Genomic DNA, 24,326 nt, shown 5'->3' on the forward strand with positions numbered 1-24,326 from the left:
GGTTGGAGATTTTATGAAGAAAATTGGGATTTATTTGGTTTATGTGCTAGCTGTTGTCTTTATTATGCTGGCTTGTGCTTGTGGAACAATCGCATTTGCAGAGCTGGGATATTCCGCAGTTTTAGTCTTTACTTTTGGTTATGCCTTCGCTCTTCTAAGTATGTATTTAATCTTTATTCTTCATGAGCTGGGACATGCTTTTTGTGGCTACTTGACAGGCTATCGGCTGGTGGCTTTTGGGTTAGGACATTTTATTTTGACCAAAAATTCAGGCAAGTTTCGTCTTAGTAGAACAGCCATTCTGAAAAATGTTGGTGCTCAATACATTGGTTTAAAAGAGGATGAAAGCGATCAAAGAATCATCCTGATGCTTTCAGGAGGCTTGATGGTTCATCTCAGCTTGATATTATTGGCGATAGTGTTTGGATTTTTGACAAGAAGCTGGTATTTTGCAGGGACTTGGATTTTTCTTAATTTGTCTTTCTTCCTAAATAACATTTTGCCAGTCGGCATCACCGATGGTGCAAAAATTTGGGAATTGCTACAACACCCTGAAAATACGAAATACGCCTACCTGATGTTGAGGCATTCTGCCCAGACCTTGCTAGCTCCTCAAGAATATGATTTAAAAGACTTTATCATGCCTGTTGATGAGGATGTGAGAGGGAGTTTTGCAGAAAGTGTTCGGAATCTTCAGGGATTGGTATTCATATTGGATGATAATATAGAGCTTGCAAAGCAACAGTTTCAGTCTGTGTTAGAGAAAACAGATAATCCAATGTCTAAAACTATTTCTCAATTATACCTTCTTCAAGTTGCTCTGATGGAAGGAGATAATAAGAAAGCGGAAGAATATGCAAGTATTCGAGGGGTCAAATCCTTTTTATCTATAAAAACAGCAGATATGCAGGTCATTCAAGCTTGGTATCAATTTAAGGTAAAGAAAGATGTAGTTCAAACTCACAAGGCGATGAAGATTGCTAGACAGAAAATGAATAGCAGCCGGATGTTACGGGATGAGAAAAGCTATTATCAAAACTGGTTAGCCGAACTGGAAAAGAAATTAACCGAAGGAGTCTAATATGGAAATAGAGATTTCTGATTTCACAGGCTGTAAGATTGCTTTGTTTTGTGGGGATAGGATTCTGACCATCTTACGCGATGATAAGGCAAACATTCCCTGGCCCAATATGTGGGAACTGCCCGGTGGGGGACGAGAGGGGGATGAAAGTCCTTTTGAGTGCGTGGCGCGTGAAGTTTATGAAGAACTGGGAATTCATTTAAATGAGGATTGCCTGCTCTGGAGCAAGGTCTATCCCAGCATGCTCTATGAAGGCAGACAGTCGGTCTTTATGGTCGGTCAGATCAGTCAAGAACAATTTGACAATATCACCTTTGGAGATGAAGGACAGGGCTATCAGTTGATGAATGTCGAGGAATTTCTTAGTTCCAGTCAAGTTGTACCTCAGTTGCAAGAGAGATTGAGGGATTATTTGGAGGAGAATTATGATAAGACTTGAGAGAGAGCAGGAGCAGAGGATTTAGAGACCATCATTGAGATTCAAAGAGCTAGCTTTAAGGCTGTCTATGACAAATACCAAGATGAGTATGATCCTTATCTGGAGGACCGTGAACGAATTAAGTGGAAACTAGTCGAGCGTCCCAATAGTTATTACTACTTTGTAAAAGAAGATGAAGAAAACATCGGATTTTTACGAGTTCAGACCAATGCCGAGTTAACGAAAGCTTGGTTGGGAACGGCAGCAATTTTGCCCCAGTATCAAGGAAAAGGTTATGGATCTAAAGGTTTAAGCTTACTGGAAAAAGAATTTCCAACCATCACACAATGGGATTTGTGTACGGTGTTACAGGATGCAGGCATGGTCGCGTTCTACGAGAAGAATGGCTACCATCAAACTCATATCGAGCCTGAAAAAGAAGGTATGGATATGGTCTACATGAAAAAATTGATAGAGAAATAGAAAGGATGGTTCAGTTACATTTCTAAACTGAACCCGCCCTAAACACTGTGCCAAAAAGATAAACTTCTCTTAGACACAAGCGTCTTCAGAGAATTTCCTATTTTGGTTTTGTGTTTTACGGGCTTGGTATCTTAATTATGGAAACATGGCAAGAGTTAAAAGTTACAGTGAAGCGTGAGGGAGAGGAGTTGGTTTCCAATCTCTTGATTGAGCTAGGAGCGCAAGGCGTTGCGATCGAAGACAGTATGGACTATGTGGGAAATGTGGATCGCTTCGGCGAGATTTTCCCAGAGGTCGAGCAGCAAGAAGAAATCGTTGTAACAGCCTACTATCCGGAAACAGTTGATGTAGCAACGGTTGAGGCAGACTTGCAGGCCCGTCTCGCGGAACTAACTGATTTTATGGATTTGGGTGAGGTCAAGATGGGGACGACTGCCTTGGCTGAGGAAGACTGGGCAGACAACTGGAAGAAATACTATGAACCAGCTCGTATCACTCATGATTTGACCATCGTTCCCTCTTGGACAGAATACGAGGCAACTGCGGGAGAAAAAATTATCAAGCTAGATCCAGGCATGGCTTTTGGGACTGGAACACATCCAACCACTAAGATGAGCCTTTTTGCCTTGGAACAGGTTCTTCGTGGTGGCGAAACGGTGCTAGATGTGGGGACTGGATCTGGTGTCCTCTCCATTGCTAGCTCGCTACTTGGTGCTAAGGAAATTTTCGCCTATGACCTAGATGATGTGGCGGTTCGTGTGGCTCAGGAAAATATTGAGCTAAACCCTGGTATGGAAAACATCCATGTAGCAGCAGGAGACTTGCTTAAGGGAGTTGAGATCGAGGCAGATGTGATTGTAGCTAATATCTTGGCGGATATCCTCGTTCATCTGACGGATGATGCTTACCGCTTGGTCAAGGATGAAGGCTACCTCATCATGAGTGGAATTATTAAGGACAAGTGGGATATGGTGCGCCAATCAGCTGAGTCAGCTGGATTTTTCCTTGAAACCCACATGATCCAAGGGGAATGGAATGCCTGTGTCTTTAAGAAAACCAAGGATATTTCCGGTGTGATTGGAGGCTAGCATGCAACAGTATTTTGTCAAAGGCAGCGCTATCTCTCCTGTCACCATCGAGGACAAGGAAACCAGCAAGCATATGTTTCAGGTTATGCGCTTGAAAGAAGATGATGAGGTGACTTTGGTCTTTGATGATGGAATTAAGCGCTTGGCGCGCGTGGTCAATGTGGAGGCTCGTCAGTTTGAGCTGGTAGAAGAACTAGATGACAATGTGGAACTGCCTGTGCAAGTGACCATTGCATCTGGCTTTCCCAAGGGGGATAAGCTGGAGTTTATCACTCAAAAAGTGACGGAACTAGGTGCCAGCCAAATCTGGGCCTTCCCTGCTGATTGGTCGGTCGCCAAGTGGGACGGCAAGAAATTGGGTAAAAAGGTTGAAAAACTAGAAAAAATTGCCCTTGGAGCAGCAGAACAAAGCAAGCGTAATGTTGTCCCAAGTATCAAGCTTTTTGAGAAGAAAGCAGATTTTCTAGCTCAGTTTGACCAGTTTGACTCTATCGTAGTAGCCTATGAAGAATCAGCTAAAGAAGGAGAAGCTGCTGCGCTCTTACAAGCAGTCACTGGTCTTGAAACAGGAGCCAAATTGCTCTTTATATTTGGACCAGAAGGCGGTCTGTCACCTGCAGAAATCGAAAGTTTTGAATCTAAGGGAGCAGTCTTGGCAGGACTTGGTCCTCGTATTTTGCGAGCAGAAACAGCACCACTTTACGCCTTATCAGCCCTTAGTGTTTTATTAGAATTAGAGAAATAAGAGGAAGAAAATGGAACAAAAACACCGTTCAGAATTTCCAGAGAAGGAACTTTGGGATTTAACAGCCCTATACCAAGACCGTGAAGATTTCTTGCGTGCAATCGAGAAGGCTCGTGAAGACATCAACCAGTTTAGCCGTGACTACAATGGCAATCTTCACACTTTTGAGGATTTTGAAAAGGCCTTTGCGGAATTGGAGCAAATCTACATTCAGATGAGCCATATTGGTAACTATGGTTTTATGCCTCAGACGACAGACTATAGCAATGACGAATTTGCCAATATTGCCCAAGCTGGGATGGAATTTGAAACAGACGCCAGCGTAGCTCTGACCTTCTTTGACGATGCCTTGGTGGAAGCTGACGAGGAAGTCTTGAACCGTTTGGGAGAATTGCCTCACTTAACGGCAGCCATTCGTCAGGCAAAAATCAAAAAAGCCCACTATCTTGGGGCAGATGTGGAGAAGGCCTTGACCAATCTCGGTGAAGTTTTCTACAGTCCGCAGGACATTTACACTAAGATGCGAGCTGGGGATTTTGAAATGGCTGACTTTGAAGCCCATGGTAAGACTTATAAAAACAGCTTTGTGACCTATGAGAATTTCTATCAAAACCACGAGGATGCTGAGGTTCGTGAGAAATCCTTCCGTTCCTTCTCAGAAGGTCTTCGTAAGCACCAAAATACGGCTGCAGCAGCCTATCTAGCCCAAGTAAAGTCTGAAAAACTACTAGCAGATATGAAGGGTTACGACTCAGTCTTTGATTATCTTCTAGCTGAGCAAGAAGTGGACCGTGCTATGTTTGATCGTCAGATTGACCTCATCATGAAGGATTTTGCGCCCGTTGCTCAGAGATACCTCAAGCACGTTGCTAAGGTAAACGGTCTTGAAAAGATGACCTTTGCAGACTGGAAATTAGACTTAGATAGCGCCCTAAATCCTCAAGTGACTATTGACGATGCTTATGAGTTGGTCATGAAGTCGGTAGAACCCTTGGGGCAAGAATATTGTCAGGAAGTTGCTCGCTATCAAGAAGAGCGCTGGGTGGACTTTGCTGCCAATAGTGGCAAGGATTCTGGTGGTTATGCAGCGGATCCATATCGCGTACACCCTTATGTCCTCATGAGCTGGACAGGTCGTTTGAGCGACGTTTATACCTTGATTCATGAAATCGGGCATTCTGGTCAATTCATCTTTTCAGACAATCACCAAAGCTATTTCAACGCCCACATGTCGACCTACTATGTTGAAGCACCGTCAACCTTCAATGAATTGCTCCTCAGTGACTACTTGGAGCACCAGTCTGACGACCCTCGTCAAAAACGTTTCGCTCTTGCTCACCGTTTGACAGATACTTACTTCCATAATTTCATTACTCACCTCTTGGAAGCAGCCTTCCAGCGTAAAGTGTATACATTGATTGAAGAAGGAGAAACTTTCGGAGCAAGCAAACTCAACAGCATCATGAAGGAAGTCTTGACGGATTTCTGGGGAGATGCCATTGAGATTGACGACGATGCAGCTTTGACTTGGATGCGCCAAGCTCACTACTACATGGGCTTGTATAGCTACACTTACTCAGCAGGACTAGTCATCTCGACTGCAGGTTACCTTCATTTGAAACATTCAGAAACTGGAGCTGAAGATTGGCTCAATCTTCTCAAATCAGGTGGTAGCAAGACACCACTTGAGTCAGCTATGATTATCGGTGCTGATATTTCAACAGATAAACCACTCCGTGATACCATCCAATTCTTGTCTGACACGGTTGACCAGATTATCGCCTACAGTGCCCAGTTGGGAGAGTAAATTAAAAGAGTCTGGGACAAAAGTCTAACCTTAAATATAAAAAGCGAACAAAACGAGTTATCTGACACTAAGAATTCTGTTTTGTTTGCTTTTTTTCTAATCTATTGATTTAAAAATTTAGAATAAAGAATTCCTAAAATCAAAATTTTTTGTCCTGGCCTCTTAAATTATTCCCAAAAGCTGTCTTCTTCAGCTTGATCTGAAGAGAAGAGCCAAACTTCTTTGATTTTTCCGTCTTCAATACGGAAGAGGTCAATCCCGTTCATATTGAGTTCAGTACCATCAGCCCGTGTTCCAAGAAAAGTAACATTAGCTGCTATTAAATCCTTATTGTCAGAAACCCAATTTGTTATTACCTTAAAGGTTCCATCAGTTTTCTCAGCAAATGTAGCTAGGTGAGTTCCTAGCTTGTCCTTACCAACAACTGAACCAGATATACTATGAGTACCAGGTTGATGCCAGACAATATCGTCTGCCATCGTTTCAAAGACACCAGGAAAGTCACCAGCAATTAAAGCTTGGTTATAAGCATTGAAAATTTCTAAGTTTGTTGACATATCTATTCTCCATTTCTTTTTTATGATATAATTGTAACAGTTACAAATAAAAAAACAAGTAGACACTTTTTCGATATCTGGTATCAAAAATAGTACTTTTATTGATACTAAAAGATAAATTTTTTTAAAAAAATAGAAAGAAGATATTTTATGACAAATAAAGTGAGTGAGTATGGTATTTGTCCATTTGCGACAACGCAGAGGGTTTTAACGGGGAAATGGGCACTGGTAATCATTTATCAGTTGAGTACGGGTACCAAACGATTTAAAGAATTGCAGAGATTATTGCCTGGGATTACTCAAACTATTTTGACCCGTCATCTCCGTCAATTAGAAAAGGATAAGATTGTTCAACGAAAGGTCTATGCCGAAGTTCCACCACGAGTTGAGTACAGCTTAACTGAAATGGGGCAGGAATTCAGAGTTGTTTTAGATGCTGTCGAGAAATGGGGTCTAGATTATATCAAGTTGCTAGAAATGTAGAGGTATTGACCATGTATCAAAAGTTACTTAGAAAAATAGCAGAAGAAAAACCAAGTTATCATGAGGAAGAAATCCAGTGGTTGCTTGATCATTTGGGAGATTCTTCTCCAGAAATTCGCGATGAGCTTGTTTTTACAAGCTTTGCTAGAGGGATTCAGGAAGAGCTATTTACACAGGAACAATTTCATTTCATTGCTGAGGCGGTTTCATCTGATGGAGGACTAGATAAAGAGATTGATAAGGTAGGCTTGTCAACACTTGAACGTTCTTTTAGGGCGCTTATTTATGCAAATCTCTTGTCTGCTGATGCCAACCAGCAATCGGTTTTTTATCAGGGATTAAATGCAGGAATTCGTAATATCCTTTTAAATCAAGGGTTGTACTATCTTTCAAAAGAAAAGGATACAACAGGTTTTTCAAGTCAGTATGGTTGGGTTCATGCTTTTGCACATGGAGCGGATTTACTGACAGAGGTGGTTTGTCATCCAGACTTTCCTAAAACCAGAGTTCATGAAGTATTTGATATACTTGGCCAACTATTTAAAAGAATTGCGATTCGTTTTACAGATGATGAGGATTGGCGTTTAGCAAGAGTGATCTATGAACCTATTTTACAAGGGAAGTTGGAGCAAGAGCAAGTAGCTTCTTGGATAAAAGCTGTTGATTTTCCGATAGAAGAAAGGGAAGATTTTTATAAATTTTCCAACTTCAGATCCTGTCTGTTGGAAGTCTATGTCCAACTTGACCAGAGAAATAGTTTACAAGATGACTTAAAAGAAGCTATCCAGTCTTTTCAATACTAGGGATAAGCTAATAGTACTTATTGAAAGAGTTTCTATTGTATCCTCCTAACTAATAATGAAAACTAATAAAAGAGGTTGAATCATTTTCCAACCTCTTTTATTATGTGACTATTAGTCCGTCTCGCTCCGTTAGGTGCGAGACAAAAAAACCACCCGCTATGCGGGTGCGCGTCGAAGGTTATACCAAAAAAACTCCGAACGCGATACAATAAAGGTGTTCAAGCCAATTGTAAAGCGAAAGGAGAAAAATATGGCACAAAAGGCTCATAGTTTATCGCACACAAAGTGGCACTGTAAGTATCACATTGTGTTCACCCCTAAGTATAGACGAAAAGTCATCTATAATCAATATCGAAGTAGTTTAGGCGAAATATTTCATCGCTTGTGTAGTTATAAAGGAGTTGAAATTATCGAGGGTCACTTAATGCCAGACCATGTACACATGTTAGTAAGTATTCCACCGAGGATAAGTGTTTCGAGTTTCATGGGTTATTTAAAAGGAAAAAGTGCACTCATGATGTTTGACAAACACGCCAATCTCAAGTATAAGTTTGGGAATCGGCATTTCTGGGCGGAAGGTTATTATGTGAGTACAGTAGGACTTAATGAAGCCACAATTAAGAAATATATTCAAGAACAGGAAAAGCATGATATAGCACTAGATAAATTAAGTGTAAAAGAATATGAGGATCCCTTTAGGGATAGTGGTAAGTAATACTAAAGCCTCTTTGAGAGGCAAGTGACGAGTCAAGAGCAATAAGGCTTGAACAAAGTGAAAGCCAGCGTCTTTAGGCGCTGGCTGGTAATTTGGGCTTATAGCCCTGGAACAAACCACCCGTTTGACGGGTGGTCATGATTGTATCTTAATGGAATTGCATACCACCATCAACGATAATGGTTTGTCCTGTAATGTAGTTTGAATCTGGCCCTGCAAGGAAGCTGACAGCAGCAGCCACATCTTCTGGTTCAGATAGACGTTTTAGAGTAATATCTTTTGCAAATGTCTGCATACCCCATTCGTCATCTTTTCCTGCATTTTTACCAACTTCATGAGCGATGTCGTACATCATTGGTGTTTTCACAATACCTGGTGCGTAGGCGTTAACAGTGATGCCTGAGTCTGCTAAATCACGTGCTAATGTTTGCGTAATTCCACGAACAGCAAATTTGGTTCCACCATAAACAGTTAGATTTGGATTACCGACTACACCGGCTTGAGAGGTTGCGTTGATAATTTTACCTCCGTGGCCAAGTGCTTTAAATTGCGCTTGTGCAGCTTGTGAACCCCAAATGACACCACCAACATTGATACCGAAAGTGCGTGTAAATTGTTCCTCAGTAATTGTATCGAGAGGAGTAGTTGGAGCAACACCAGCGTTATTTACGACAACATTCAAATCACCAAAATGGTCAACAACCTGTTGAAATGCCTGCGCAACTTCTGCCTGTTTCGAAACATCGGCTACGACAGCGAAGGCATTTTCAGCTGATAATTCGGCAACAGCTTTTTCAGCTGTTTCAGGATTGTAGTCTAAGACTCCTACCTTAAAGCCATCTTGAACCAATCGTTTTGCGATTGCAAAACCGATTCCTTGACCTGCACCTGTGACAATAGCAACTTTAGACATATGATTCCTCCTCGGTATCCACGATACCATTCAAACGTTCATAAAAGAACAGCAAAGTTGTAAAATTAGTTCAAATTAGGGAATGAATAACTAATTAGAACTATATTGACATTATATAACTTTAGAAAAAATGTTTCAAATAAATGCTACCGTTTTTATAGAATTCTATCCTGAAAATTTCCAATCAATTTTCTTGAAACCCTTTCCCTCTTTTGATAGACTAGTATCTAGTTTTTGAAAAAAGGAGAAAGAAAATGAAAAAATTTGTTGCTGAGTTAATCGGTACGTTCATGCTTGTGTTCATCGGAACAGGAGCTGTTGTTTTTGGAAATGGTCTTGAAGGTCTTGGACACCTTGGAATTGCCTTTGCCTTTGGTTTGGCCATCGTGGTTGCAGCTTACTCAATCGGAACTGTTTCAGGTGCTCACTTGAACCCAGCTGTTTCGATCGCTATGTTTGTAAACAAACGTTTGTCATCTTCAGAGCTTGTAAACTATATCCTTGGACAAGTAGTTGGAGCTTTCTTAGCATCTGCTTCTGTCTTCTTCCTCTTGGCTAACTCAGGTATGTCAACTGCTAGTCTTGGTGAAAATGCCTTGGCAAACGGTGTCACTGTCTTTGGTGGATTCTTGTTTGAAACAATCGCAACTTTCTTGTTTGTCTTGGTTATCATGACCGTGACTTCAGAAAGTAAAGGAAATGGCGCGATTGCTGGTTTGGTAATCGGTTTGTCCTTGATGGCCATGATTCTTGTCGGATTGAACATTACTGGCCTTTCAGTAAACCCAGCTCGTAGCTTGGCACCAGCTGTCTTGGTAGGTGGTGCAGCCCTTCAACAAGTATGGATTTTCATCCTTGCCCCAATCGTTGGTGGAGTTCTTGCAGCCCTCGTTGCGAAAAACTTCCTTGGAACAGAAGAATAATTGAAACTCAAAAAGTCTTGCTCCTCATTTTGAGGAACAGGGCTTTTTCGTATGATACTTTTCAAAAATCTCTTCAAACCGCGTCAGCTTCCATCTGCAACCTCAAAACCATGTTTTGAGCTGACTTCGTCAGTCTTATCTACAACCTCAAAGCTGTGCTTTGAGCAGCCTGTGGCTAGCTTCCTAGTTTGCTTTTTGATTTTCATTGAGTATGAGTTTAACGGTTGTCAATTTTCTCTGGATAAAGATCGTGTTGGAAGAGGCGTTGTTCTGCCAAGCCTTCATACTTAGTTCCTGGCTTACCGTAGTTGTAGTAGGGGTCGATTGAGATGCCACCGCGCGGAGTGAATTTTCCCCAGACTTCTAAATAGCGAGGGTCTAGCAAGTTGACCAAGTCCTTCCCGATGGTGTTGATACAGTTTTCGTGGAAATCTCCGTGGTTTCGGTAGCTAAAGAGGTAGAGTTTGAGGGATTTTGACTCAACACAGAGCTTGTCAGGGATGTAGGAAATATAAATAGTCGCAAAGTCTGGTTGAGCAGTGATTGGACACAGTGAGGTAAATTCAGGGCAGTTAAATTTGATAAAATAGTCATTTTCCACATGACGATTGTCAAAGGATTCGAGGACTTCTGGTTGATATTCGAAAATGTAGTTGGTTTCTTTGTTGCCTAGTAGGCTTAGGTTTTTCATTTCTTCTTGTTGTGACATGATTTTTTCTTTCTAATCTTAAACACCACGTTGGTTGTCGTAGAGGAGGGTATGCAGTTGAGGAAGGACGCGGACATTGCCCCAGCTATCGTCAGTAGCGACGCGTTCCCAGAGTTCTTTGAGACGATCCAATTGGTCTTGGACAATATTACCTGTAGCCTTGGGCTCAGGATTTCCAGCCGATAAGAAGAGGACATCTGGTTGGTAGCGTTCTTGTATGCCTCTGGCAAAGGCCAAATCTGCATCGTCAAAGACAGGGATTTTAAAGGTGACCTTGTCTGGATCCAGTTGGGAAACGATAAAGTCCAGGGTTTCAAAGTTGACTTCCATCTTGGATGAAGGAGGTTTGGGACTCAGGGTGACTTGGTCGATGTCTTTCAACCAATTTTGCCAGCGGGAGCCTTGGGTCTCAACAGCTAGAGTGACACCACGTTCCTTGAGTTTAGTGACGAGTTCAGCCATGTTGGCTGCTAGGATAGCAGGATTTCCTCCAGATAGGGTGACGTAGTCGTAGCTTCCTAGTTTATCCAAGGCAGCAATGACCTCGTCAGCTGTCATGCGAGTTGGTTTTTCAGAACCATCCCAAGTAAAGGCAGAATCGCACCAGTCGCAGTGGTAGTCGCAACCTGCAGTGCGGACAAACATGGTTTTCTGCCCGATTGCACGGCCTTCGCCTTGAAAGGTTGGGCCAAAAATTTCCAAAACTGGTAGTTTGAGGACACGTTCCCTAGTCATCTAACCACTCCCGTCTAAACTCTGCAAAGGCAGTTGGAGTTTCATAGAGGCGAACGTATTCCAAACGGAGACCGCGCTCGGCTGGCAACTCTTGGTTCATGGTTTGGAAAATCCAGTAAACCATATTTTCAGCAGTCGTGTTCATATAGGGAAGAGTTTCGTTTAGATAGCGATGATCCAAGTGGGGCTCTAAGTAGTTCTTGTAGATGGCTTTGATGTCTCCGAAATCGTAGGTCATGCCGCGTTCATCTAAAAAACCACTGACAGCAATCTGCAGATGATAGGTGTGACCATGAAGGGATTTGCATTTTCCCTCATAGTGAAAGAGGTGATGGGCAGCATCAAAGGTAAATTCTTTGGAGACTAGAGTCCGATAAGGATTGTAAACGAGAGATTCTCCAGTTTCCTGTTTGATTTCTTTGGGTGCAAAAAACATTAGTCCTCTCCTTTCTGTGAGAGATAAACATCTAGACCATGTTGACGTAGGTGGCAGGCTGGGCAATCTCCACAGCCACTTCCGATAATCCCGTTGTAGCAGGTTAAGGTCTTTTCACGAACATAGTCAAAGGCACCGAGTTGGTCGGCTAATTCCCAAGTTTCAGCCTTGTCTAGCCACATGAGAGGTGTTTGGATAACAAAGTCGTAATCCATGGCAAGATTGAGGGTAACATTAAGGGATTTGACAAAGACATCCCGACAATCGGGGTAGCCTGAGAAGTCTGTCTCGCAGACACCTGTCACGATATCTTTAATGCCTCGTTGCTTAGCAAGGACGGCCGCAAAGGATAGAAAGAGGTGGTTGCGACCATCAACGAAGGTATTGGGAATCTCTCCCTCTTTTTGCTCAATCTCTAGATCAGAAGTCAAGGCATTTTCAGTGATTTGCCCCAGCAGAGACATATCTAGGATATGATGACGAATCCCCTGTTCCTTAGCGATTTCTCTAGCAACTTGAATTTCGAGGTGATGGCGTTGGCCGTAGGCAAAGGTAACGGCTTCGACCGTTTCATAGTGTTCTTTAGCCCAAAAGAGGCAGGTTGTAGAATCTTGACCGCCACTAAAGACGACCAAGGCTGATTGACGTTTCATAATACTCCTTCCAAAATGGGAAATGTTTAGAGCACGCAAAAAGCTCCCATGAGGGAGCTAAAAAATACCAAATCGAGGTTTTTTTTAGCGATGGCGTGTCCCAAACATCGTAATATTCTACCTATAGTCTAGCATATTTTTTGAAAAATGGCAAAGGGCAAGAAAAAAGAGACCAAAGCAAGTACTTGGTCTCTCGTGTGATTAGCTCAATTCAGCAACGATGGCCTTGATTTGTTCTGCTGTGTGAACACCAGCAACTTGTTTTACCACTTGGCCGTCTTTTTTGAAGAGAAGGGTTGGGATAGACATGATTCCAAAAGCACGAGCTGTGTTTGGATTTTCATCAACATCCATTTTAACGATTTTCAAAACATCTTCTGAAAGTTCTTCAGACAATTTATCCAAGATTGGACCTTGCATACGACATGGACCACACCAAGTTGCCCAGAAGTCTACCAAGACCAAACCGTCTTTTGTTTCTTGTTCGAATGTTGCATCTGTAATTGCTTTTGCCATTGTATTTCTCCTTTTTTAGTTATATTGGCTTAAATCTTGTTTCATGAGATAGAAGAAGACATCTCCATAAGTCCCATGGTAGTCCAAATCATGACCGTTGTAGGTTAATTTTTGGACAGGGTAGTAGTCTGCGACGCCGATAAGGCAAGCTTGTTGCGAACGATCAAAGTCGTCATAAGATTCGAAAGTTACAGTTCTTTCGTTCTTGCTGGCATCTAGATAGGTAATTTCAATCATGTTTAAAACTCCTTTGTTTAATGATGATTTTATTTTACTCCTTGTAAAAGAGAATGTCAAGAAAAATGATTGCGCACGCAACTTTTTTCTAAAATCATCTTAAATCAAGAAATCTAAACCAGTTTCCAAGCTTTCTTCGACAGCCTTTTGTAGAGAGGCCAGTGTCTTTTGCCCATCACTTGTCAGGCAGATAAAACTAGAGCGTCTATCTTGATCACAACACCTGCGACTAAGCAGACCGCAATTTTTGGCTTCCAAGCGAGCCACCATCCGAGAAACAGCGCTCGGACTCAGATGAAGTTTATCTGGCAGGTCAATCTGGCGTAGAGATTTTTCTTGAGCCAAGTCCAGATAGTAGAGCAGGTAGAACTCTTTCAAGGTCAGACTTTGCTCGCTCTGCTGGGCAATAGTCTCTTCCAAGAGACTTTCAATTTCTTTCTGACGCCGATTGAAGTCAAACCATTTTTCCAAATAGGTCATAGTATCTCCTTTCTTTTTAGAGTTATAACATAGAAGAATGTCCATTCACGGACAGTCTCTGCATCACAAGATGATTGCGCATGCAATAATTATACTACTTTTCAAGAATGCTGGCAAGAAAGACGCAGGCATCTTTTATCCTGAATTACACTATTTTCACTAGTCTTTAATTGTTTGTATCCCCTTTCCTCTCTAATTTTTAATGACTCTTGTGCATTTCCTTGAAATTTTCTGAAAAAAGAGTAAACTGGTATGCAAGAAGTCTATTTCGTGGAGTATAGGATGAAATTATATGTTCAATTAATGATTCTCTTTGTGATTTCTCTAATCGGAGAGGGGATTTCCAGTTTCTTTCATTTGCCCATCCCAGGCAGTATTATCGGTTTGATTATTCTCTTTCTCGCCCTACAATTCAAGTGGCTGAGAACCAGGCATGTCAATATGGTGGGGAATTTCTTGCTGGCCAATATGACCATTCTCTTTTTGCCGCCAGCAGTGGGAATTATGGAGAAGTTTGATGTGATTGCTCCCTATCTTTTGCCAATTGTTTTGATTGTCTTTTTTGCAGCAGTCATCAATATTATCCTCATAGCCTTGGTAGTTCAGTTTATCAAACGACGGTTTGAGGGAGATTATGAGAAAGGAGATGCCAAATGAGTGAATTTGTTTCCAATCCGCTGTTTGGGCTTGCTCTGTCCATCCTAGCTTATCTAGTAGGAATGCTGATTTACAGACGTTTTCCTCATCCATTGACAACGCCCTTGCTTTTGTCAGCTGTTTTCATTATTATCTTTCTAAAAGTGACGGGTATTTCTTACCAAGATTACTATCAAGGTGGAGTTTATCTGAATAACTTGATTGTCCCATCGACAGTGGCTCTAGGGATTCCGCTTTATAAGAGTTTTCACTTGATGAAGCACCATGCACGGAGTATTCTCTTTGGTAGTCTGTTAGCAGTAGTTGTTAATACCTCTTTCACAGCTCTTGTAGCTAAGATTTTTGGAATGGACTTTTTCCTAGCCATTTCACTCTTTCCTAAGTCAGTGACAACCGCCATGGCAGTGGGAATCACAGAAAAATTGCAAGGTTTGACGACTGTGACCTTGGTGGTTGTAGTGGCGACTGGAATTTTAACCAGTGTCATCGGCCCAACCCTCTTGAAGTGGTTGAAAATAGATGATCCAGTAGCTGTTGGTCTTTCCCTTGGAGGAACAGGACACGCAGTCGGAACAGGCACAGCCTTTCGATATGGCTCTGTAGCAGGAGCCATGGGTGGTTTGGCTATCGGTGTTACCGGTATTCTCTATGTCTTTGTCAGCCCTATCGTAGCCAGTTTGATATTGAGTTAAAAAGCAAGGAATTTGGGTTCCTTGCTTTTTAAAATCGTATGTTATAGACTATTACTTTTCTCTGCTTAAGTGAATGACTTGGTCATAGTGTTTTAAGTCTTCTTCCGTGTAGTGGTGAATAACTTCAATGACTGTTTGAGGTAGGGAGAAGAGCAAGTCGCTAATTTTTCTGCTATTTTCCGAGTCAAGATTGGCCTTAATCTCATCTGCTAAGATGAGTTGGCTATCATGGTAGAGGGCGCGAGCGATTTCTAGGCGTTGTTTCTCGCCACCAGATAGACTATCATTACTGAGCATTCTATTTTCCAAATGATCTAATCCCGTTTTTTTGAGGATGTAAGTTAAACGTTTCTCCTTTTTATCCATTCCTAGAAGGATATTGTCGTCCAGAGAGAGCGTGTCAAAGTAATGGCTATCTTGGAGGATATAGGAACTAATACTTGTGATTTCTTTACGTGACAGGTTTTGATCAGCAAAGCTAATCTGTCCACTTGTTGGTGTCTCTTCTCCATGAATGATATTGAGCAGGGTTGTCTTACCAGAGCCACTTTCCCCGATAATGGCAATTTTTTCTCCTTGCTTGATGTGCATGGAAATCGGAGATAAGAGGATATTCCCATCTTTTTCTAGGGAGATGCTGTTAAGCTGGATAGGGAAAATGTTTTCTATGCTTCTAGGCGAGATGGGATCAGACTGGTTCAAAAGTTTTTGGTATTTATTGAGAAGAGTTCGATTCGCTTTTCGGGTGTTGGTAAAGTAAGCCAACTCTTGGAATTGATAGCCGATATTATGGGAAACCAGATAGATGGCCACAAAACTCGCCGCATCTAAATAATTATAGTAGGTCATAAAGCCGCCGATGACGATTGGTGTGACGGAGCAAAAGGCATCGATACTATTGATAAAGAGACTGTTTAAAGTTCGTTGTTTTTCATAGTTGATTTCGGCATCTAGACTGGTTTGTAATTGTTTTTGGTAGCGAGTAAAAAAGAAATCTTGCCCCTGATAATGGCGAATTTGTTGGCTACCACCAATAAAATTTGTCAAGCTTGCTAAGTAGTTCTGGTTAACAGTTGACCGCTTTTCAGAAAGTGAATCCAAACGCTTTGATCCGATAGCGCTGCAGAGTACAGGAAAGGAGTAGAAGAGGATGAAAATCAAGCCCAAGTAAAAATTGGTCCATAGGGCATAGAGAATGGACACAGTTGTGAAGCCAAGAGAAGAAATGATGATGACCGTTGGCTCAATATAGCTTTCTTCTAGTTGCTTGACGTCGTTTTCTAGGTCAGACAAAATATCCTTTTCATCAATCTCATAACTGTTTAAAAATCGCTTGAAAATAGCACTCTTGATTCCATATTTGAAGTCAGTAATCAAACGGGCGTAGTAATAGCGTTTCCCAGCCAAACCTAGTAAGAGGATGAGATTACCAAGGATTCCTAAAATCAAAACTTTCCAAAGAAGGCCTAGTTCTTGATTGGTAAAACTGGCAACAATATTCTGAACAAGGGCTGGCGTGATAATTGCTTCCAGCCAAGTAATGGCAATAGAAAAGAAGTAAAGTAAGAGGTGTTTCTTAGTAACAAATCTTTTCAGCATAAAGAGTTGACCTCCTTATCGATATACATGTAATTAGTTTTAAAGTCATTATACTCCTTTTTATTAAATACTTCATATAAAAATGTAAACTTTTGGGGGATATACAATTAAATGAAAATATCGTAATGACACAGATTGAAACAAAAAGCGAACAAAACAGAATTCGTTGTTTTGTTCGCTTTTTGTATTATTATCTAGATTTTTCTTGTAGCTCTGATAACATTTAGTCTGGGTATGTACACTAATAGCTGATGGAATAAAATGTGTACTTTAGATTATTTCCAAGCGCCACTGGCATCTACATAGTAACCATCTGGTGTGTAGGTATTGTGAAGCATCTTACCTGATGAAGCAAGGTAATACCAAGAGCCGCTATCTTTCACCCAGCCTGTTGCCATAGAACCTGAGTTGTTTAGATAATACCAAGAGCCACCATCTTTAAGCCAGCCTGTTGCCATTGAACCTGAGTCTTTTAGGTAATACCAAGAGTGATTATCATATAGCCAGTCACTAGCAATCATAGCTCCTGATGATTTAAAGGCATACCAGTTGCCACCCTGATAGAGCCAAGTTTGATTGAACATGATTCCTTTATCATTCATAAAGTACCAAGTTCCCTTGTCCTTAACCCAAGCATTTTGAACTAGTTGACCTTGTTTTTGATAGTACCACTTTTCACTGTAATTCTTTTTTAGCCAGCTTTCTGCTTTTAGAATCGGATAAAGTATTTTGAAGGCTCCTCCCCCTCTGTAGGAATGACTGATAACTCCTGGTTTTTGAAGTTTCAATTCTACATAGTCGTCTTCCCAAGCAAATACTTTTTGACCATTGAGAGTCTCTGGTAAGGTAGCAGTGTAGGTCTTAGTTTGATAGTCCCATTTTGCATCAAGGTAGGTGTGTTGATCATTTGATTCGTCAATACGGAAGTAACCACTCTTTCCGCCATCATTATATACATCATCTACTACTTTAGTGGACCAGGTCTTTACTTCATTTCCGCTCTTGGCTTCTACCTTGATATCCCCTCTATAGCCATAAGGTACATAGAAATTCAGGTAACGCCCTTCTACACCCATCATAGACTTGTCCTTTTCTTGACCTAGGAAATTGACAGTTTGATCTTGACCATTGAGACTAACCGTCCACTCGATTTTCTCAGTTTTTGGCAAATCCAAGACTTTGATATCTACTTCATGGCCATTGTTAAATCGAAGAACTTTGCCATCTTGATACTTAATACCACCCTTGACAACCCATTCTTCTTTCAATTCGAAGGCCTTTCCCGAATGAGGGAAAGCTAGTAAAGCTAAACCTGCTAGAGATAAACCAAATAATGTGATTTTTTTTGATACTTTCATTTTCTTAACCCCTTATTTTTGAAATAAAACAAATTGGCTGTTTTCTGGATAAACTTCAATATGTTGTTTATGATTTTGTTTTAAGACTTGTTCACGTGAGTAAGAATACAATTCGTTTAACGTGATTCTATTGTTATAATTTTGATCAGCAATTAAAGAACCTTGAGATTGCTGTACAGGGTTCCATCCTGAACCTAAAGACCAATATTTAGTTGCCAAACTTAAAGCTCCGCCGCTAGAGTATTCTGACGAACTTGATGAGCAGAGTACTAAAAATTTAGAGTCAATCATCTCACCTGCTTTTTCGTTACCATTTGTATTAGTAAATCCTAAAATAAATTCATCCATATCAAATTTTTCGGTAATAGATTCTTCATTAGATTTGATTGAATTATCTTTAGAAATAATTGTCCCAGCGTGACAACAATCCAGCATAACCACAAACTTACCTTTGTATTGTTTCAGTATAGATGCCAATTCCCAGCCTGAAAATGTCTGACCATCGCTACCAAGATAGATTCTTCCGTCTCTTCCTCCATGACAAGTAAGGTAAAGATAGTTCACATCGCTTTCGCTAGAAGATTTGAAAAGCTCTTGCATTTTTGCAATAATCTCAGCTTTTGTTTTATCTGGGAACCGAACAACTTCGCTAAAGTTTTGGTTACTAAAAACCTTTTCCATAGCATTAACGTCTTCGATAGGTACTTCTATCGTTGATGTTTCACCAAGAACTAAAGCACGGCGATTAATCGTTTGTCTTGCTCCACTACTAGCAAAGAAATAAGTATCATCTCCAATATTGTGCCAACCTGTCTGCATAGCACCGCTATCAGCTAAATAATATTGTTTTCCTTCGATAGTCTGTAGACCAGTTTTCATGACACCGCTAGTATTTAAATAGTACCAACTACCCGAAATCAAACACCAGCCTGTTTTCATAGCACCACTATCATCTAGATAATACCAATTTCCATGCTCATTAAACCAACCTGTTTTCATCCAACCTTCACTATCAAAATAGTACCAGGTTTCACTGATCTTTTCCCACCCATTTCTAGTGTAAGAGCCGTCAGAATGTTTATACCACCAACGGCCATTCGATTGAATCCAACTACCATTAGAGTGGCTATAAGCCTTGGGAGAAATAGATTCTTGAGCAGAAACTGGACTATTTACTGGTAGTGTTGTCACTAGGCTCAGTAAAGCAACTGATGACAATAAAATTTTTTTCATAATCATATTGTCCTTTCTGTTTTATTTTTGTATAATCATATCACAAATGAAAAAAACAGGTTTAATTTTTTGCAGAAATGGAAGAGGAATAGTATGGAAAATTTTGGAGCAGTTTTAAAGTGCTTGCCTTTTGTAGTATAATTGTCTTGCATCTCTGTGCCTTTCTTATGTTTTTGGCTGAATAAAAGTCTAATAAGTAGGAGAGGTTCTTTTCCATAATTTCTCGAATAGAATACAAAAAGCGAACAAAACAGAATTCATTGTTTCGATTCGCTTTTTGTATTATTATCTAGATTTTTTGTAGCTCTGATAACATTTAGTCTGAGCAGGTACACTAATAGTTGATGGAAAAAAATGTGTACTTTAGATTATTTCCAAGCGCCACTGGCATCTACATAGTAGCCATCTGGTGTGTAGGTATTGTGAAGCATCTTACCTGATGAAGCAAGGTAATACCAAGAGCCGCTATCTTTCACCCAGCCTGTTGCCATAGAACCTGAGTTGTTTAGATAATACCAAGATCCACTATCTTTGATCCAACCTGTCGCCATAGAACCTGAGTCTTTTAGGTAATACCAAGAGTGATTATCATATAGCCAGTCACTAGCAATCATGGCTCCTGATGATTTAAAGGCATACCAGTTGCCACCTTGATAGAGCCAAGTTTGATTGAACATGACTCCTTTATCATTCATAAAGTACCAAGTTCCCTTGTCCTTAACCCAAGCATTTTGAACTAATTGCCCTTGTTTTTGATAGTACCAGGTTTCACCGTCACTATTTTTTAGATTTAGCCAGCTTTCTGCTTTTAGAATCGGATAAAGTGTTCTGAAGACTCCTCCATCATCATATTTATGACTGATAGCCCCTGGTTTTACAAGTTTAATACTACCATACTCCTCTGCCCAAGCAAATACTTTTTGACCATTGAGAGTCTCTGGTAAGGTAGCAGTGTAGGTCTTGGTTTTATAATCCCATTTTGTATCAAGGTAGGTGTATTGATTATTTGATTCTTTAATATGGTAGTAGCCACTCTTTCCACCATTATATACATCATCAACTACTTTAGTGGACCAGGTCTTTACTTCATTTCCGCTCTTGGCTTCTACCTTGATATCTCCTCTATAGCCATAAGGAACATAGAAATTTAGGTAATGTCCTTCTTCTCCGATATTGGATCTATCCACTTCTTGACTTAGGAAATTGACGGTTTGATCTTGACCATTGAGACTGACCGTCCACTCGATTTTCTCAGTTTTTGGCAAATCCAAGGCTTTGATATCTACGCTATGGCCATTGTTAAATCGAAGAATTTTGTCATCTTGATACACAACTCCTCCTTTAACACGCCAAACTTCTTTAAGCTCAAAGGCTTTTCCTGAATGAGGGAAAGCTAGTAAGGCTAGACCTGCTAGAGATAAACCAAATAGTGTGATTTTTTTTGATACTTTCATTTTCTTAACTCCTTATTTTTGAAATAAAACAAATTGACTGTTTTCTGGATAAATTGATACATGTTGCTCTTCGTGAATTTTTGATGCATCTTCAAGTACTAGAGGATAAGAGTATTGATACAGTTCCTCTAAAGTGATTTTTCCGTTAGTATTGGTGTCTGCCATAGGCGAAATAATTTTATTTTGAAGTGGATCCCAACCTGTAAATACCGTTTTATCGCTACTAATAGATATCGTACAGTTTTTTCCTCCATGACAAGTAAAGGTGGTTCACATCGTTTTCGATAGAAGATTTAAATAGTTCTTGCATATTTGCAATAATCTCAGCTTTTGTTTTATCTGGGAAACGAACAACTTTACTAAAGTTTTGGTTACTAAAAACCTTTTACATAGTATTAACATCTTCAATAGGTACTACTCTTGTTGATGTTTCACCTGTTTTTAGTGTTTTATACCACCAACGACCTTTTGATTGAAACCAACTGCCATTGGAGTGACTATAATCCTAGGGAGAGATAGATTCTTGAGCAGAAACTGGACTATTTACTGGTAGTGATGCCACTAGGCTCAGTGAAGCAACCGATGATAAGAAAAATTTTTCATAATCATATTGTCCTTTCTGTTTTATTTTTGTATAATCATAATCATATCACAAATAAAAAAACAGGTTTTATTTTTTGCAGAAATGGAAGAGGAATACTATGGAAAATTTTGGAGCAGTTTTAAAGGATATTCGTATTTCAAAAAATTTTCGTCTTAAAGATTTGGCTTGTGATAAGATTAGTGAGTCAACTATTTCTCGTTTCGAAAATGGGATTACAAAATTATCTATTGATCATTTTTACATGTTATTAAATCGCCTGGGGATATCATTTTCGGAATTTGAAGAATTAGTTCATTGCTATTATTCTAAAAAAGAATGTTTTTTTGAAGAACTAGAACATGCTGTAAACTCTTCAGATATCATTTTGTTACAAGAACTAATAAAGAAAATAGAGCTAAAACAAAAGCAGGAAAAAAGTTTATGCAATTTTCACATAAAATCGATTGCTGAACAACAGATTAATCGCCTTGCAAACCTTCCTTACAATACATCTAAATGTAATGAGCTAATCAAGTATTTGCTTTCTGTAGATAATTGGATGGAGTATGAACTAAAAATTTTTTATAATTCGGTGTTTTTTATGAACACTAAAACCATAAGCTTACTATATAGAGTGGTAATCAAGAAAACACGACATTTTTTAAAAACTGATACCGGAACACATAGAGTAATTCCTTTATATTTATTTAATTTAGAATTATTATTAAAAAATAATTTGTTAGATAGCGCTCAATTTTTTATAGATGATTTAGAAAATTTACTGACCAGACAAGGATATTATTTTGAAAAGACTTATTTGCTTTTTTTAAAAGGTATTTATCTCATAAAAACGAATCAAGTAGAGTTAGGTAAAAAAGAATGTTCCAAAGCTATGAGAATATGTAAGGAATATAATGATAGTGATACAATAGAGAAATTAAACAAGACCTTTAAATCAGATTTAAAAGGATTTGTTTTTTAAATAAAGTTAGACGGAAAATGAGATAAAAGAAAAAGGATAGCCTCTCTACGATGAGATGTTATCCTTTTTGATTATGAAACTATTGCAAGTTAACCTTGTTTCTCAAGATGTAGTAGGTTCCGAGGTAAAAGATAGCTATGAAAATGAGTTCTTCAACAATGGCTATACCTGCTCCCATATAGAAATGGTCATTAAGTCCTACAAGTGAATTGACATAGAAATTAGAACTAAGATTGAAGGAAAGTTCAATAAATCCAATGACGATTTGGATACCAATGTAGGCTGCAACAGCGAGTGCTGTACGGTATTCATTGAACAGTTGTCCAATGGAAATAGCCAAGTAGATGCAGAGGATTCCAGAAATGGTATTTAGTAGGAAGGATAACCCCACAAGAGAGAGTTGAGGAAGGTATGTTCTTACAAGTGGGAACCAGTCATAATGTGACATCCAATCTGGAACCGTTATAGTCACAATAAGAAAAGCACTTAGAGCCAGTACAGCCGAGCTAAGTATAGACCAGATGAAGGCTCCGACTAATTTAGCTGTGATGATATAGTGCTCAGAAACTGGCAAGGTCAAAGTCAGATAGCCTTGTCGGTCATAGACACTACCTTTGAAGCGTTTAATAATCAAGAAAAGAGTTGAAATCCCCAGTGTAATTATCAAGCCACCAAAGACAAGAGCCAGAAAGATAAATAGGAAAGGTTGGCTATCTTTGAAAGATACATAAGAATAGTAGTGTCCTTGCATTCCTAGGGGGACGGAAAGGGCTAGAACAGCAGCGTAGAGGGCTAAATACCACTTGTTAACATTTTTAAATTCGTAGCGAACTAAATTCCAAAACATAATAATCTCCTTTGCTTAGGCCTTAAATTCCTGACGGAAGAGTTGGTCAATGGATTCACCAGACTCATAGCGAATATCATCTACATTACCTTGGCGGACAACTTTTCCATCTTTGAGGAAGACAATTTCATCCAAGATTGGCTCAATATCAGAAATCAAGTGGGTAGAAATCAAAACGGTAGAAGTCGGAGAGTAGTTGTTGATAATGGTATTGAGGATATACTCACGGGCTGCTGGGTCCACCCCACCAATGGGTTCGTCCAAAACGTAGAGGCGGGCATCACGGCTCATAACCAAAATCAGTTGGACCTTTTCCTTGTTTCCTTTTGATAATTTCTTGAGACGACTATTTTCATCAATGCCGAGGTCTGCAAGTAGATGATGGGCACGTTCCAGATTGAAATCTTTATAGAAGGTCTTAAAGTAGGTGAGGGCTTCTTTGACCTTCATTTGCTCATTGAGATAGGTCGTATCCGGCAAATAAGCTACGATAGCCTTGGTTGCTGGGCTTGGGTCCATGTCGTTGATAAGGACACGTCCTTGATCTGGTTGTAAGAGGCCGTTGATTAGTTTAATCAGGGTTGTTTTCCCTGAGCCGTTTGGGCCAAGGAGACCAACAATTTTTCCAGCGGGGATGTCAAGGGAAACATTTTCAAGGGCTGGGGTTGCTCCATAAGATTTGGATACATTTTCAAATGCTAGTAATGACATAGGCTTAAACTCCTTTAATATAATCGCCGACTACGCCTGGTAGTTCTTCTTTTTCATAGCCAAAATGGGTCATGGAGGAAACGAAGTGTTCCAATTCTTCTTCGGATAGTTGTTTGCGCGATTGGGCGATTAGCTCCTTATCCTCAGTCACAAATCGTCCAGTTGTTCGCTTGCTGTAGACAAATCCTTCTCGTTCAAGGTCTGACAAGGCTCTTTGGATGGTGTTTGGATTGACACCCGCCTCGCTAGCTAGCTCTCTCACGGTTGGAAGTTGTTGATTGGGTTCCAGCGTATGGGAAACAATCTGAAGCTTGATTTTCTCCATAATCTGTAAATAAATGGGTTTTTTGTTGTCAAATGTCCAGGACATCTTGGTCTCCTTTCTCTCATCTCTTTGTCTTAATTAAATAATACAACAAAACAAAAAA

At 40.0% G+C, this 24,326-nt stretch carries 31 protein-coding genes; 13 read left to right on the plus strand and 18 right to left on the minus strand.

The genetic code is table 11. From position 1 onward, the window contains the following. Positions 1–13: 13 nt before the first annotated feature. From QS39_RS04925 to pepF, 6 genes are all read left to right on the plus strand, one after another. The gene (locus QS39_RS04925) at positions 14–1,081 is read left to right on the plus strand and encodes a M50 family metallopeptidase (RefSeq protein WP_180375005.1); all 1,068 of its coding nucleotides are present in this window, start codon (positions 14–16) and stop codon (positions 1,079–1,081) included. 1 nt (position 1,082) lies between these two features. Next, entirely contained in the window at positions 1,083–1,520 is a 438-nt protein-coding gene (locus QS39_RS04930) for an NUDIX hydrolase (protein WP_077804784.1), read from the plus strand. A 30-nt stretch (positions 1,521–1,550) separates the two neighbouring features. Further along, the gene (locus tag QS39_RS04935) at positions 1,551–1,982 is read left to right on the plus strand and encodes a GNAT family N-acetyltransferase (protein ID WP_077804785.1); all 432 of its coding nucleotides are present in this window, start codon (positions 1,551–1,553) and stop codon (positions 1,980–1,982) included. A 137-nt stretch (positions 1,983–2,119) separates the two neighbouring features. Further along, entirely contained in the window at positions 2,120–3,070 is a 951-nt protein-coding gene (gene prmA / locus QS39_RS04940; protein WP_077804786.1) for a 50S ribosomal protein L11 methyltransferase, read from the plus strand. 1 nt (position 3,071) lies between these two features. Then, on the plus strand, positions 3,072–3,815 hold the full coding sequence (locus tag QS39_RS04945) for a 16S rRNA (uracil(1498)-N(3))-methyltransferase (RefSeq protein WP_077804787.1): 744 nt from the start codon (positions 3,072–3,074) through the stop codon (positions 3,813–3,815). Between the two features lie 10 nt (positions 3,816–3,825). Then, complete coding sequence (gene pepF, locus QS39_RS04950; protein ID WP_077804788.1) at positions 3,826–5,622, plus strand: oligoendopeptidase F; 1,797 nt, start codon at positions 3,826–3,828, stop codon at positions 5,620–5,622. Positions 5,623–5,789: 167 nt separating this feature from the next. On the opposite strand, the gene QS39_RS04955 is transcribed toward pepF, so the two are convergent. Next, entirely contained in the window at positions 5,790–6,179 is a 390-nt protein-coding gene (locus QS39_RS04955) for a nuclear transport factor 2 family protein (RefSeq protein ID WP_077804789.1), read from the minus strand. 150 nt (positions 6,180–6,329) lie between these two features. Between QS39_RS04955 and QS39_RS04960 the strand changes: the two genes are divergently transcribed. The 3 genes from QS39_RS04960 (at position 6,330) to tnpA (ending at position 8,180) form a co-directional block, all read left to right on the plus strand. Further along, positions 6,330–6,662, plus strand: coding sequence for a winged helix-turn-helix transcriptional regulator (locus QS39_RS04960; RefSeq protein ID WP_000182730.1), 333 nt, complete (start codon positions 6,330–6,332; stop codon positions 6,660–6,662). 11 nt (positions 6,663–6,673) lie between these two features. Beyond that, the gene (locus QS39_RS04965) at positions 6,674–7,465 is read left to right on the plus strand and encodes a DUF2785 domain-containing protein (protein ID WP_077804790.1); all 792 of its coding nucleotides are present in this window, start codon (positions 6,674–6,676) and stop codon (positions 7,463–7,465) included. Between the two features lie 250 nt (positions 7,466–7,715). Next, positions 7,716–8,180: an IS200/IS605 family transposase gene (tnpA, locus tag QS39_RS04970; RefSeq protein ID WP_000057429.1), complete on the plus strand. Its 465-nt coding sequence runs from the start codon at positions 7,716–7,718 to the stop codon at positions 8,178–8,180. 148 nt (positions 8,181–8,328) lie between these two features. Here tnpA and QS39_RS04975 read toward each other — a convergent pair whose 3' ends face one another. Beyond that, positions 8,329–9,093: a (S)-acetoin forming diacetyl reductase gene (locus QS39_RS04975; RefSeq protein WP_000048148.1), complete on the minus strand. Its 765-nt coding sequence runs from the start codon at positions 9,091–9,093 to the stop codon at positions 8,329–8,331. 254 nt (positions 9,094–9,347) lie between these two features. Here QS39_RS04975 and QS39_RS04980 point away from each other — a divergent pair, with 254 nt between their 5' ends. Further along, positions 9,348–10,016, plus strand: a complete 669-nt coding sequence (locus QS39_RS04980; RefSeq protein ID WP_077804791.1) for an MIP/aquaporin family protein — start codon at positions 9,348–9,350, stop codon at positions 10,014–10,016. Between the two features lie 83 nt (positions 10,017–10,099). On the opposite strand, the gene QS39_RS11275 is transcribed toward QS39_RS04980, so the two are convergent. From QS39_RS11275 to QS39_RS05010, 8 genes are all read right to left on the minus strand, one after another. After that, entirely contained in the window at positions 10,100–10,222 is a 123-nt protein-coding gene (locus QS39_RS11275) for a hypothetical protein (protein ID WP_257617704.1), read from the minus strand. An 11-nt stretch (positions 10,223–10,233) separates the two neighbouring features. Beyond that, entirely contained in the window at positions 10,234–10,725 is a 492-nt protein-coding gene (gene queF / locus QS39_RS11000; protein ID WP_000082587.1) for a preQ(1) synthase, read from the minus strand. An 18-nt stretch (positions 10,726–10,743) separates the two neighbouring features. Further along, positions 10,744–11,460, minus strand: coding sequence for a 7-carboxy-7-deazaguanine synthase QueE (gene queE, locus QS39_RS11005; protein WP_000196462.1), 717 nt, complete (start codon positions 11,458–11,460; stop codon positions 10,744–10,746). Continuing rightward, positions 11,453–11,896: a 6-carboxytetrahydropterin synthase QueD gene (gene queD, locus QS39_RS04990; RefSeq protein WP_077804792.1), complete on the minus strand. Its 444-nt coding sequence runs from the start codon at positions 11,894–11,896 to the stop codon at positions 11,453–11,455. Before queD ends, queE begins: the two co-directional genes overlap by 8 nt. Next, positions 11,896–12,549 carry a 7-cyano-7-deazaguanine synthase QueC gene (queC, locus tag QS39_RS04995; RefSeq protein ID WP_077804793.1) on the minus strand — a complete coding sequence of 218 codons (654 nt, stop codon included), beginning with the start codon at positions 12,547–12,549 and terminating at the stop codon, positions 11,896–11,898. Before queC ends, queD begins: the two co-directional genes overlap by 1 nt. Positions 12,550–12,750: 201 nt before the next feature. Then, complete coding sequence (gene trxA / locus QS39_RS05000; protein ID WP_001029581.1) at positions 12,751–13,065, minus strand: thioredoxin; 315 nt, start codon at positions 13,063–13,065, stop codon at positions 12,751–12,753. A gap of 15 nt (positions 13,066–13,080) precedes the next feature. Next, positions 13,081–13,302: a DUF4649 family protein gene (locus tag QS39_RS05005; RefSeq protein ID WP_000570251.1), complete on the minus strand. Its 222-nt coding sequence runs from the start codon at positions 13,300–13,302 to the stop codon at positions 13,081–13,083. Between the two features lie 99 nt (positions 13,303–13,401). Further along, positions 13,402–13,782: a MarR family winged helix-turn-helix transcriptional regulator gene (locus QS39_RS05010; RefSeq protein ID WP_000221632.1), complete on the minus strand. Its 381-nt coding sequence runs from the start codon at positions 13,780–13,782 to the stop codon at positions 13,402–13,404. Between the two features lie 282 nt (positions 13,783–14,064). Between QS39_RS05010 and QS39_RS05015 the strand changes: the two genes are divergently transcribed. Together QS39_RS05015 and QS39_RS05020 are read left to right on the plus strand one after the other, a co-directional pair. Beyond that, entirely contained in the window at positions 14,065–14,439 is a 375-nt protein-coding gene (locus QS39_RS05015; RefSeq protein WP_000781325.1) for a CidA/LrgA family protein, read from the plus strand. Then, a complete protein-coding gene (locus QS39_RS05020) occupies positions 14,436–15,131 on the plus strand; it encodes an LrgB family protein (RefSeq protein ID WP_001288952.1) in 696 nt (231 codons plus the stop codon). Before QS39_RS05015 ends, QS39_RS05020 begins: the two co-directional genes overlap by 4 nt. A gap of 51 nt (positions 15,132–15,182) precedes the next feature. Here QS39_RS05020 and gggC read toward each other — a convergent pair whose 3' ends face one another. The 5 genes from gggC to QS39_RS11280 form a co-directional block, all read right to left on the minus strand. After that, positions 15,183–16,730, minus strand: coding sequence for a streptosactin export ABC transporter GggC (gene gggC / locus QS39_RS05025; protein WP_077804795.1), 1,548 nt, complete (start codon positions 16,728–16,730; stop codon positions 15,183–15,185). A 275-nt stretch (positions 16,731–17,005) separates the two neighbouring features. Then, positions 17,006–18,088, minus strand: coding sequence for an N-acetylmuramoyl-L-alanine amidase family protein (locus tag QS39_RS05030; RefSeq protein WP_180375006.1), 1,083 nt, complete (start codon positions 18,086–18,088; stop codon positions 17,006–17,008). 12 nt (positions 18,089–18,100) lie between these two features. After that, a complete protein-coding gene (locus tag QS39_RS05035) occupies positions 18,101–19,321 on the minus strand; it encodes a caspase family protein (RefSeq protein ID WP_077805528.1) in 1,221 nt (406 codons plus the stop codon). Positions 19,322–19,689: 368 nt separating this feature from the next. Beyond that, positions 19,690–20,775 (minus strand): N-acetylmuramoyl-L-alanine amidase family protein, encoded by a 1,086-nt coding sequence (locus QS39_RS05040; RefSeq protein WP_077804796.1) that lies wholly within the window; start codon positions 20,773–20,775, stop codon positions 19,690–19,692. A 12-nt stretch (positions 20,776–20,787) separates the two neighbouring features. Beyond that, positions 20,788–20,940, minus strand: a complete 153-nt coding sequence (locus QS39_RS11280; protein ID WP_257617705.1) for a hypothetical protein — start codon at positions 20,938–20,940, stop codon at positions 20,788–20,790. A gap of 536 nt (positions 20,941–21,476) precedes the next feature. Here QS39_RS11280 and QS39_RS05050 point away from each other — a divergent pair. Continuing rightward, complete coding sequence (locus QS39_RS05050; RefSeq protein WP_077804797.1) at positions 21,477–22,340, plus strand: helix-turn-helix domain-containing protein; 864 nt, start codon at positions 21,477–21,479, stop codon at positions 22,338–22,340. A 79-nt stretch (positions 22,341–22,419) separates the two neighbouring features. On the opposite strand, the gene QS39_RS05055 is transcribed toward QS39_RS05050, so the two are convergent. Genes QS39_RS05055 through QS39_RS05065 form a run of 3 tightly spaced genes read right to left on the minus strand, consistent with a single transcriptional unit; the run spans position 22,420 to position 24,268 of the window. Further along, positions 22,420–23,187, minus strand: a complete 768-nt coding sequence (locus QS39_RS05055; protein WP_077804798.1) for a hypothetical protein — start codon at positions 23,185–23,187, stop codon at positions 22,420–22,422. A gap of 15 nt (positions 23,188–23,202) precedes the next feature. Beyond that, a complete protein-coding gene (locus QS39_RS05060; RefSeq protein ID WP_000054197.1) occupies positions 23,203–23,898 on the minus strand; it encodes an ABC transporter ATP-binding protein in 696 nt (231 codons plus the stop codon). 4 nt (positions 23,899–23,902) lie between these two features. Then, positions 23,903–24,268, minus strand: coding sequence for a GntR family transcriptional regulator (locus QS39_RS05065; protein WP_000119149.1), 366 nt, complete (start codon positions 24,266–24,268; stop codon positions 23,903–23,905). Positions 24,269–24,326 lie beyond the last annotated feature (58 nt).

The organism is Streptococcus mitis (assembly GCF_002005545.1).
Lineage (GTDB): Bacteria > Bacillota > Bacilli > Lactobacillales > Streptococcaceae > Streptococcus > Streptococcus mitis_I.

Excerpts from the sequence above, each read along its gene's own strand:
- QS39_RS04925 (WP_180375005.1), top strand. The coding sequence starts at position 14 with ATGAAGAAAATTGGGATTTATTTGGTTTATGTGCTAGCTGTTGTCTTT.
- QS39_RS04930 (WP_077804784.1), top strand. The coding sequence starts at position 1,083 with ATGGAAATAGAGATTTCTGATTTCACAGGCTGTAAGATTGCTTTGTTT.
- prmA (WP_077804786.1), top strand. The coding sequence starts at position 2,120 with ATGGAAACATGGCAAGAGTTAAAAGTTACAGTGAAGCGTGAGGGAGAG.
- QS39_RS04945 (WP_077804787.1), top strand. The coding sequence starts at position 3,072 with ATGCAACAGTATTTTGTCAAAGGCAGCGCTATCTCTCCTGTCACCATC.
- pepF (WP_077804788.1), top strand. The coding sequence starts at position 3,826 with ATGGAACAAAAACACCGTTCAGAATTTCCAGAGAAGGAACTTTGGGAT.
- QS39_RS04955 (WP_077804789.1), bottom strand. The coding sequence starts at position 6,179 with ATGTCAACAAACTTAGAAATTTTCAATGCTTATAACCAAGCTTTAATT.
- QS39_RS04960 (WP_000182730.1), top strand. The coding sequence starts at position 6,330 with ATGACAAATAAAGTGAGTGAGTATGGTATTTGTCCATTTGCGACAACG.
- QS39_RS04965 (WP_077804790.1), top strand. The coding sequence starts at position 6,674 with ATGTATCAAAAGTTACTTAGAAAAATAGCAGAAGAAAAACCAAGTTAT.
- tnpA (WP_000057429.1), top strand. The coding sequence starts at position 7,716 with ATGGCACAAAAGGCTCATAGTTTATCGCACACAAAGTGGCACTGTAAG.
- QS39_RS04975 (WP_000048148.1), bottom strand. The coding sequence starts at position 9,093 with ATGTCTAAAGTTGCTATTGTCACAGGTGCAGGTCAAGGAATCGGTTTT.
- QS39_RS04980 (WP_077804791.1), top strand. The coding sequence starts at position 9,348 with ATGAAAAAATTTGTTGCTGAGTTAATCGGTACGTTCATGCTTGTGTTC.
- QS39_RS11275 (WP_257617704.1), bottom strand. The coding sequence starts at position 10,222 with ATGAAAATCAAAAAGCAAACTAGGAAGCTAGCCACAGGCTGCTCAAAG.
- queF (WP_000082587.1), bottom strand. The coding sequence starts at position 10,725 with ATGTCACAACAAGAAGAAATGAAAAACCTAAGCCTACTAGGCAACAAA.
- queE (WP_000196462.1), bottom strand. The coding sequence starts at position 11,460 with ATGACTAGGGAACGTGTCCTCAAACTACCAGTTTTGGAAATTTTTGGC.
- queD (WP_077804792.1), bottom strand. The coding sequence starts at position 11,896 with ATGTTTTTTGCACCCAAAGAAATCAAACAGGAAACTGGAGAATCTCTC.
- queC (WP_077804793.1), bottom strand. The coding sequence starts at position 12,549 with ATGAAACGTCAATCAGCCTTGGTCGTCTTTAGTGGCGGTCAAGATTCT.
- trxA (WP_001029581.1), bottom strand. The coding sequence starts at position 13,065 with ATGGCAAAAGCAATTACAGATGCAACATTCGAACAAGAAACAAAAGAC.
- QS39_RS05005 (WP_000570251.1), bottom strand. The coding sequence starts at position 13,302 with ATGATTGAAATTACCTATCTAGATGCCAGCAAGAACGAAAGAACTGTA.
- QS39_RS05010 (WP_000221632.1), bottom strand. The coding sequence starts at position 13,782 with ATGACCTATTTGGAAAAATGGTTTGACTTCAATCGGCGTCAGAAAGAA.
- QS39_RS05015 (WP_000781325.1), top strand. The coding sequence starts at position 14,065 with ATGAAATTATATGTTCAATTAATGATTCTCTTTGTGATTTCTCTAATC.
- QS39_RS05020 (WP_001288952.1), top strand. The coding sequence starts at position 14,436 with ATGAGTGAATTTGTTTCCAATCCGCTGTTTGGGCTTGCTCTGTCCATC.
- gggC (WP_077804795.1), bottom strand. The coding sequence starts at position 16,730 with ATGCTGAAAAGATTTGTTACTAAGAAACACCTCTTACTTTACTTCTTT.
- QS39_RS05030 (WP_180375006.1), bottom strand. The coding sequence starts at position 18,088 with ATGAAAGTATCAAAAAAAATCACATTATTTGGTTTATCTCTAGCAGGT.
- QS39_RS05035 (WP_077805528.1), bottom strand. The coding sequence starts at position 19,321 with ATGAAAAAAATTTTATTGTCATCAGTTGCTTTACTGAGCCTAGTGACA.
- QS39_RS05040 (WP_077804796.1), bottom strand. The coding sequence starts at position 20,775 with ATGAAAGTATCAAAAAAAATCACACTATTTGGTTTATCTCTAGCAGGT.
- QS39_RS11280 (WP_257617705.1), bottom strand. The coding sequence starts at position 20,940 with ATGGCAGACACCAATACTAACGGAAAAATCACTTTAGAGGAACTGTAT.
- QS39_RS05050 (WP_077804797.1), top strand. The coding sequence starts at position 21,477 with ATGGAAAATTTTGGAGCAGTTTTAAAGGATATTCGTATTTCAAAAAAT.
- QS39_RS05055 (WP_077804798.1), bottom strand. The coding sequence starts at position 23,187 with ATGTTTTGGAATTTAGTTCGCTACGAATTTAAAAATGTTAACAAGTGG.
- QS39_RS05060 (WP_000054197.1), bottom strand. The coding sequence starts at position 23,898 with ATGTCATTACTAGCATTTGAAAATGTATCCAAATCTTATGGAGCAACC.
- QS39_RS05065 (WP_000119149.1), bottom strand. The coding sequence starts at position 24,268 with ATGTCCTGGACATTTGACAACAAAAAACCCATTTATTTACAGATTATG.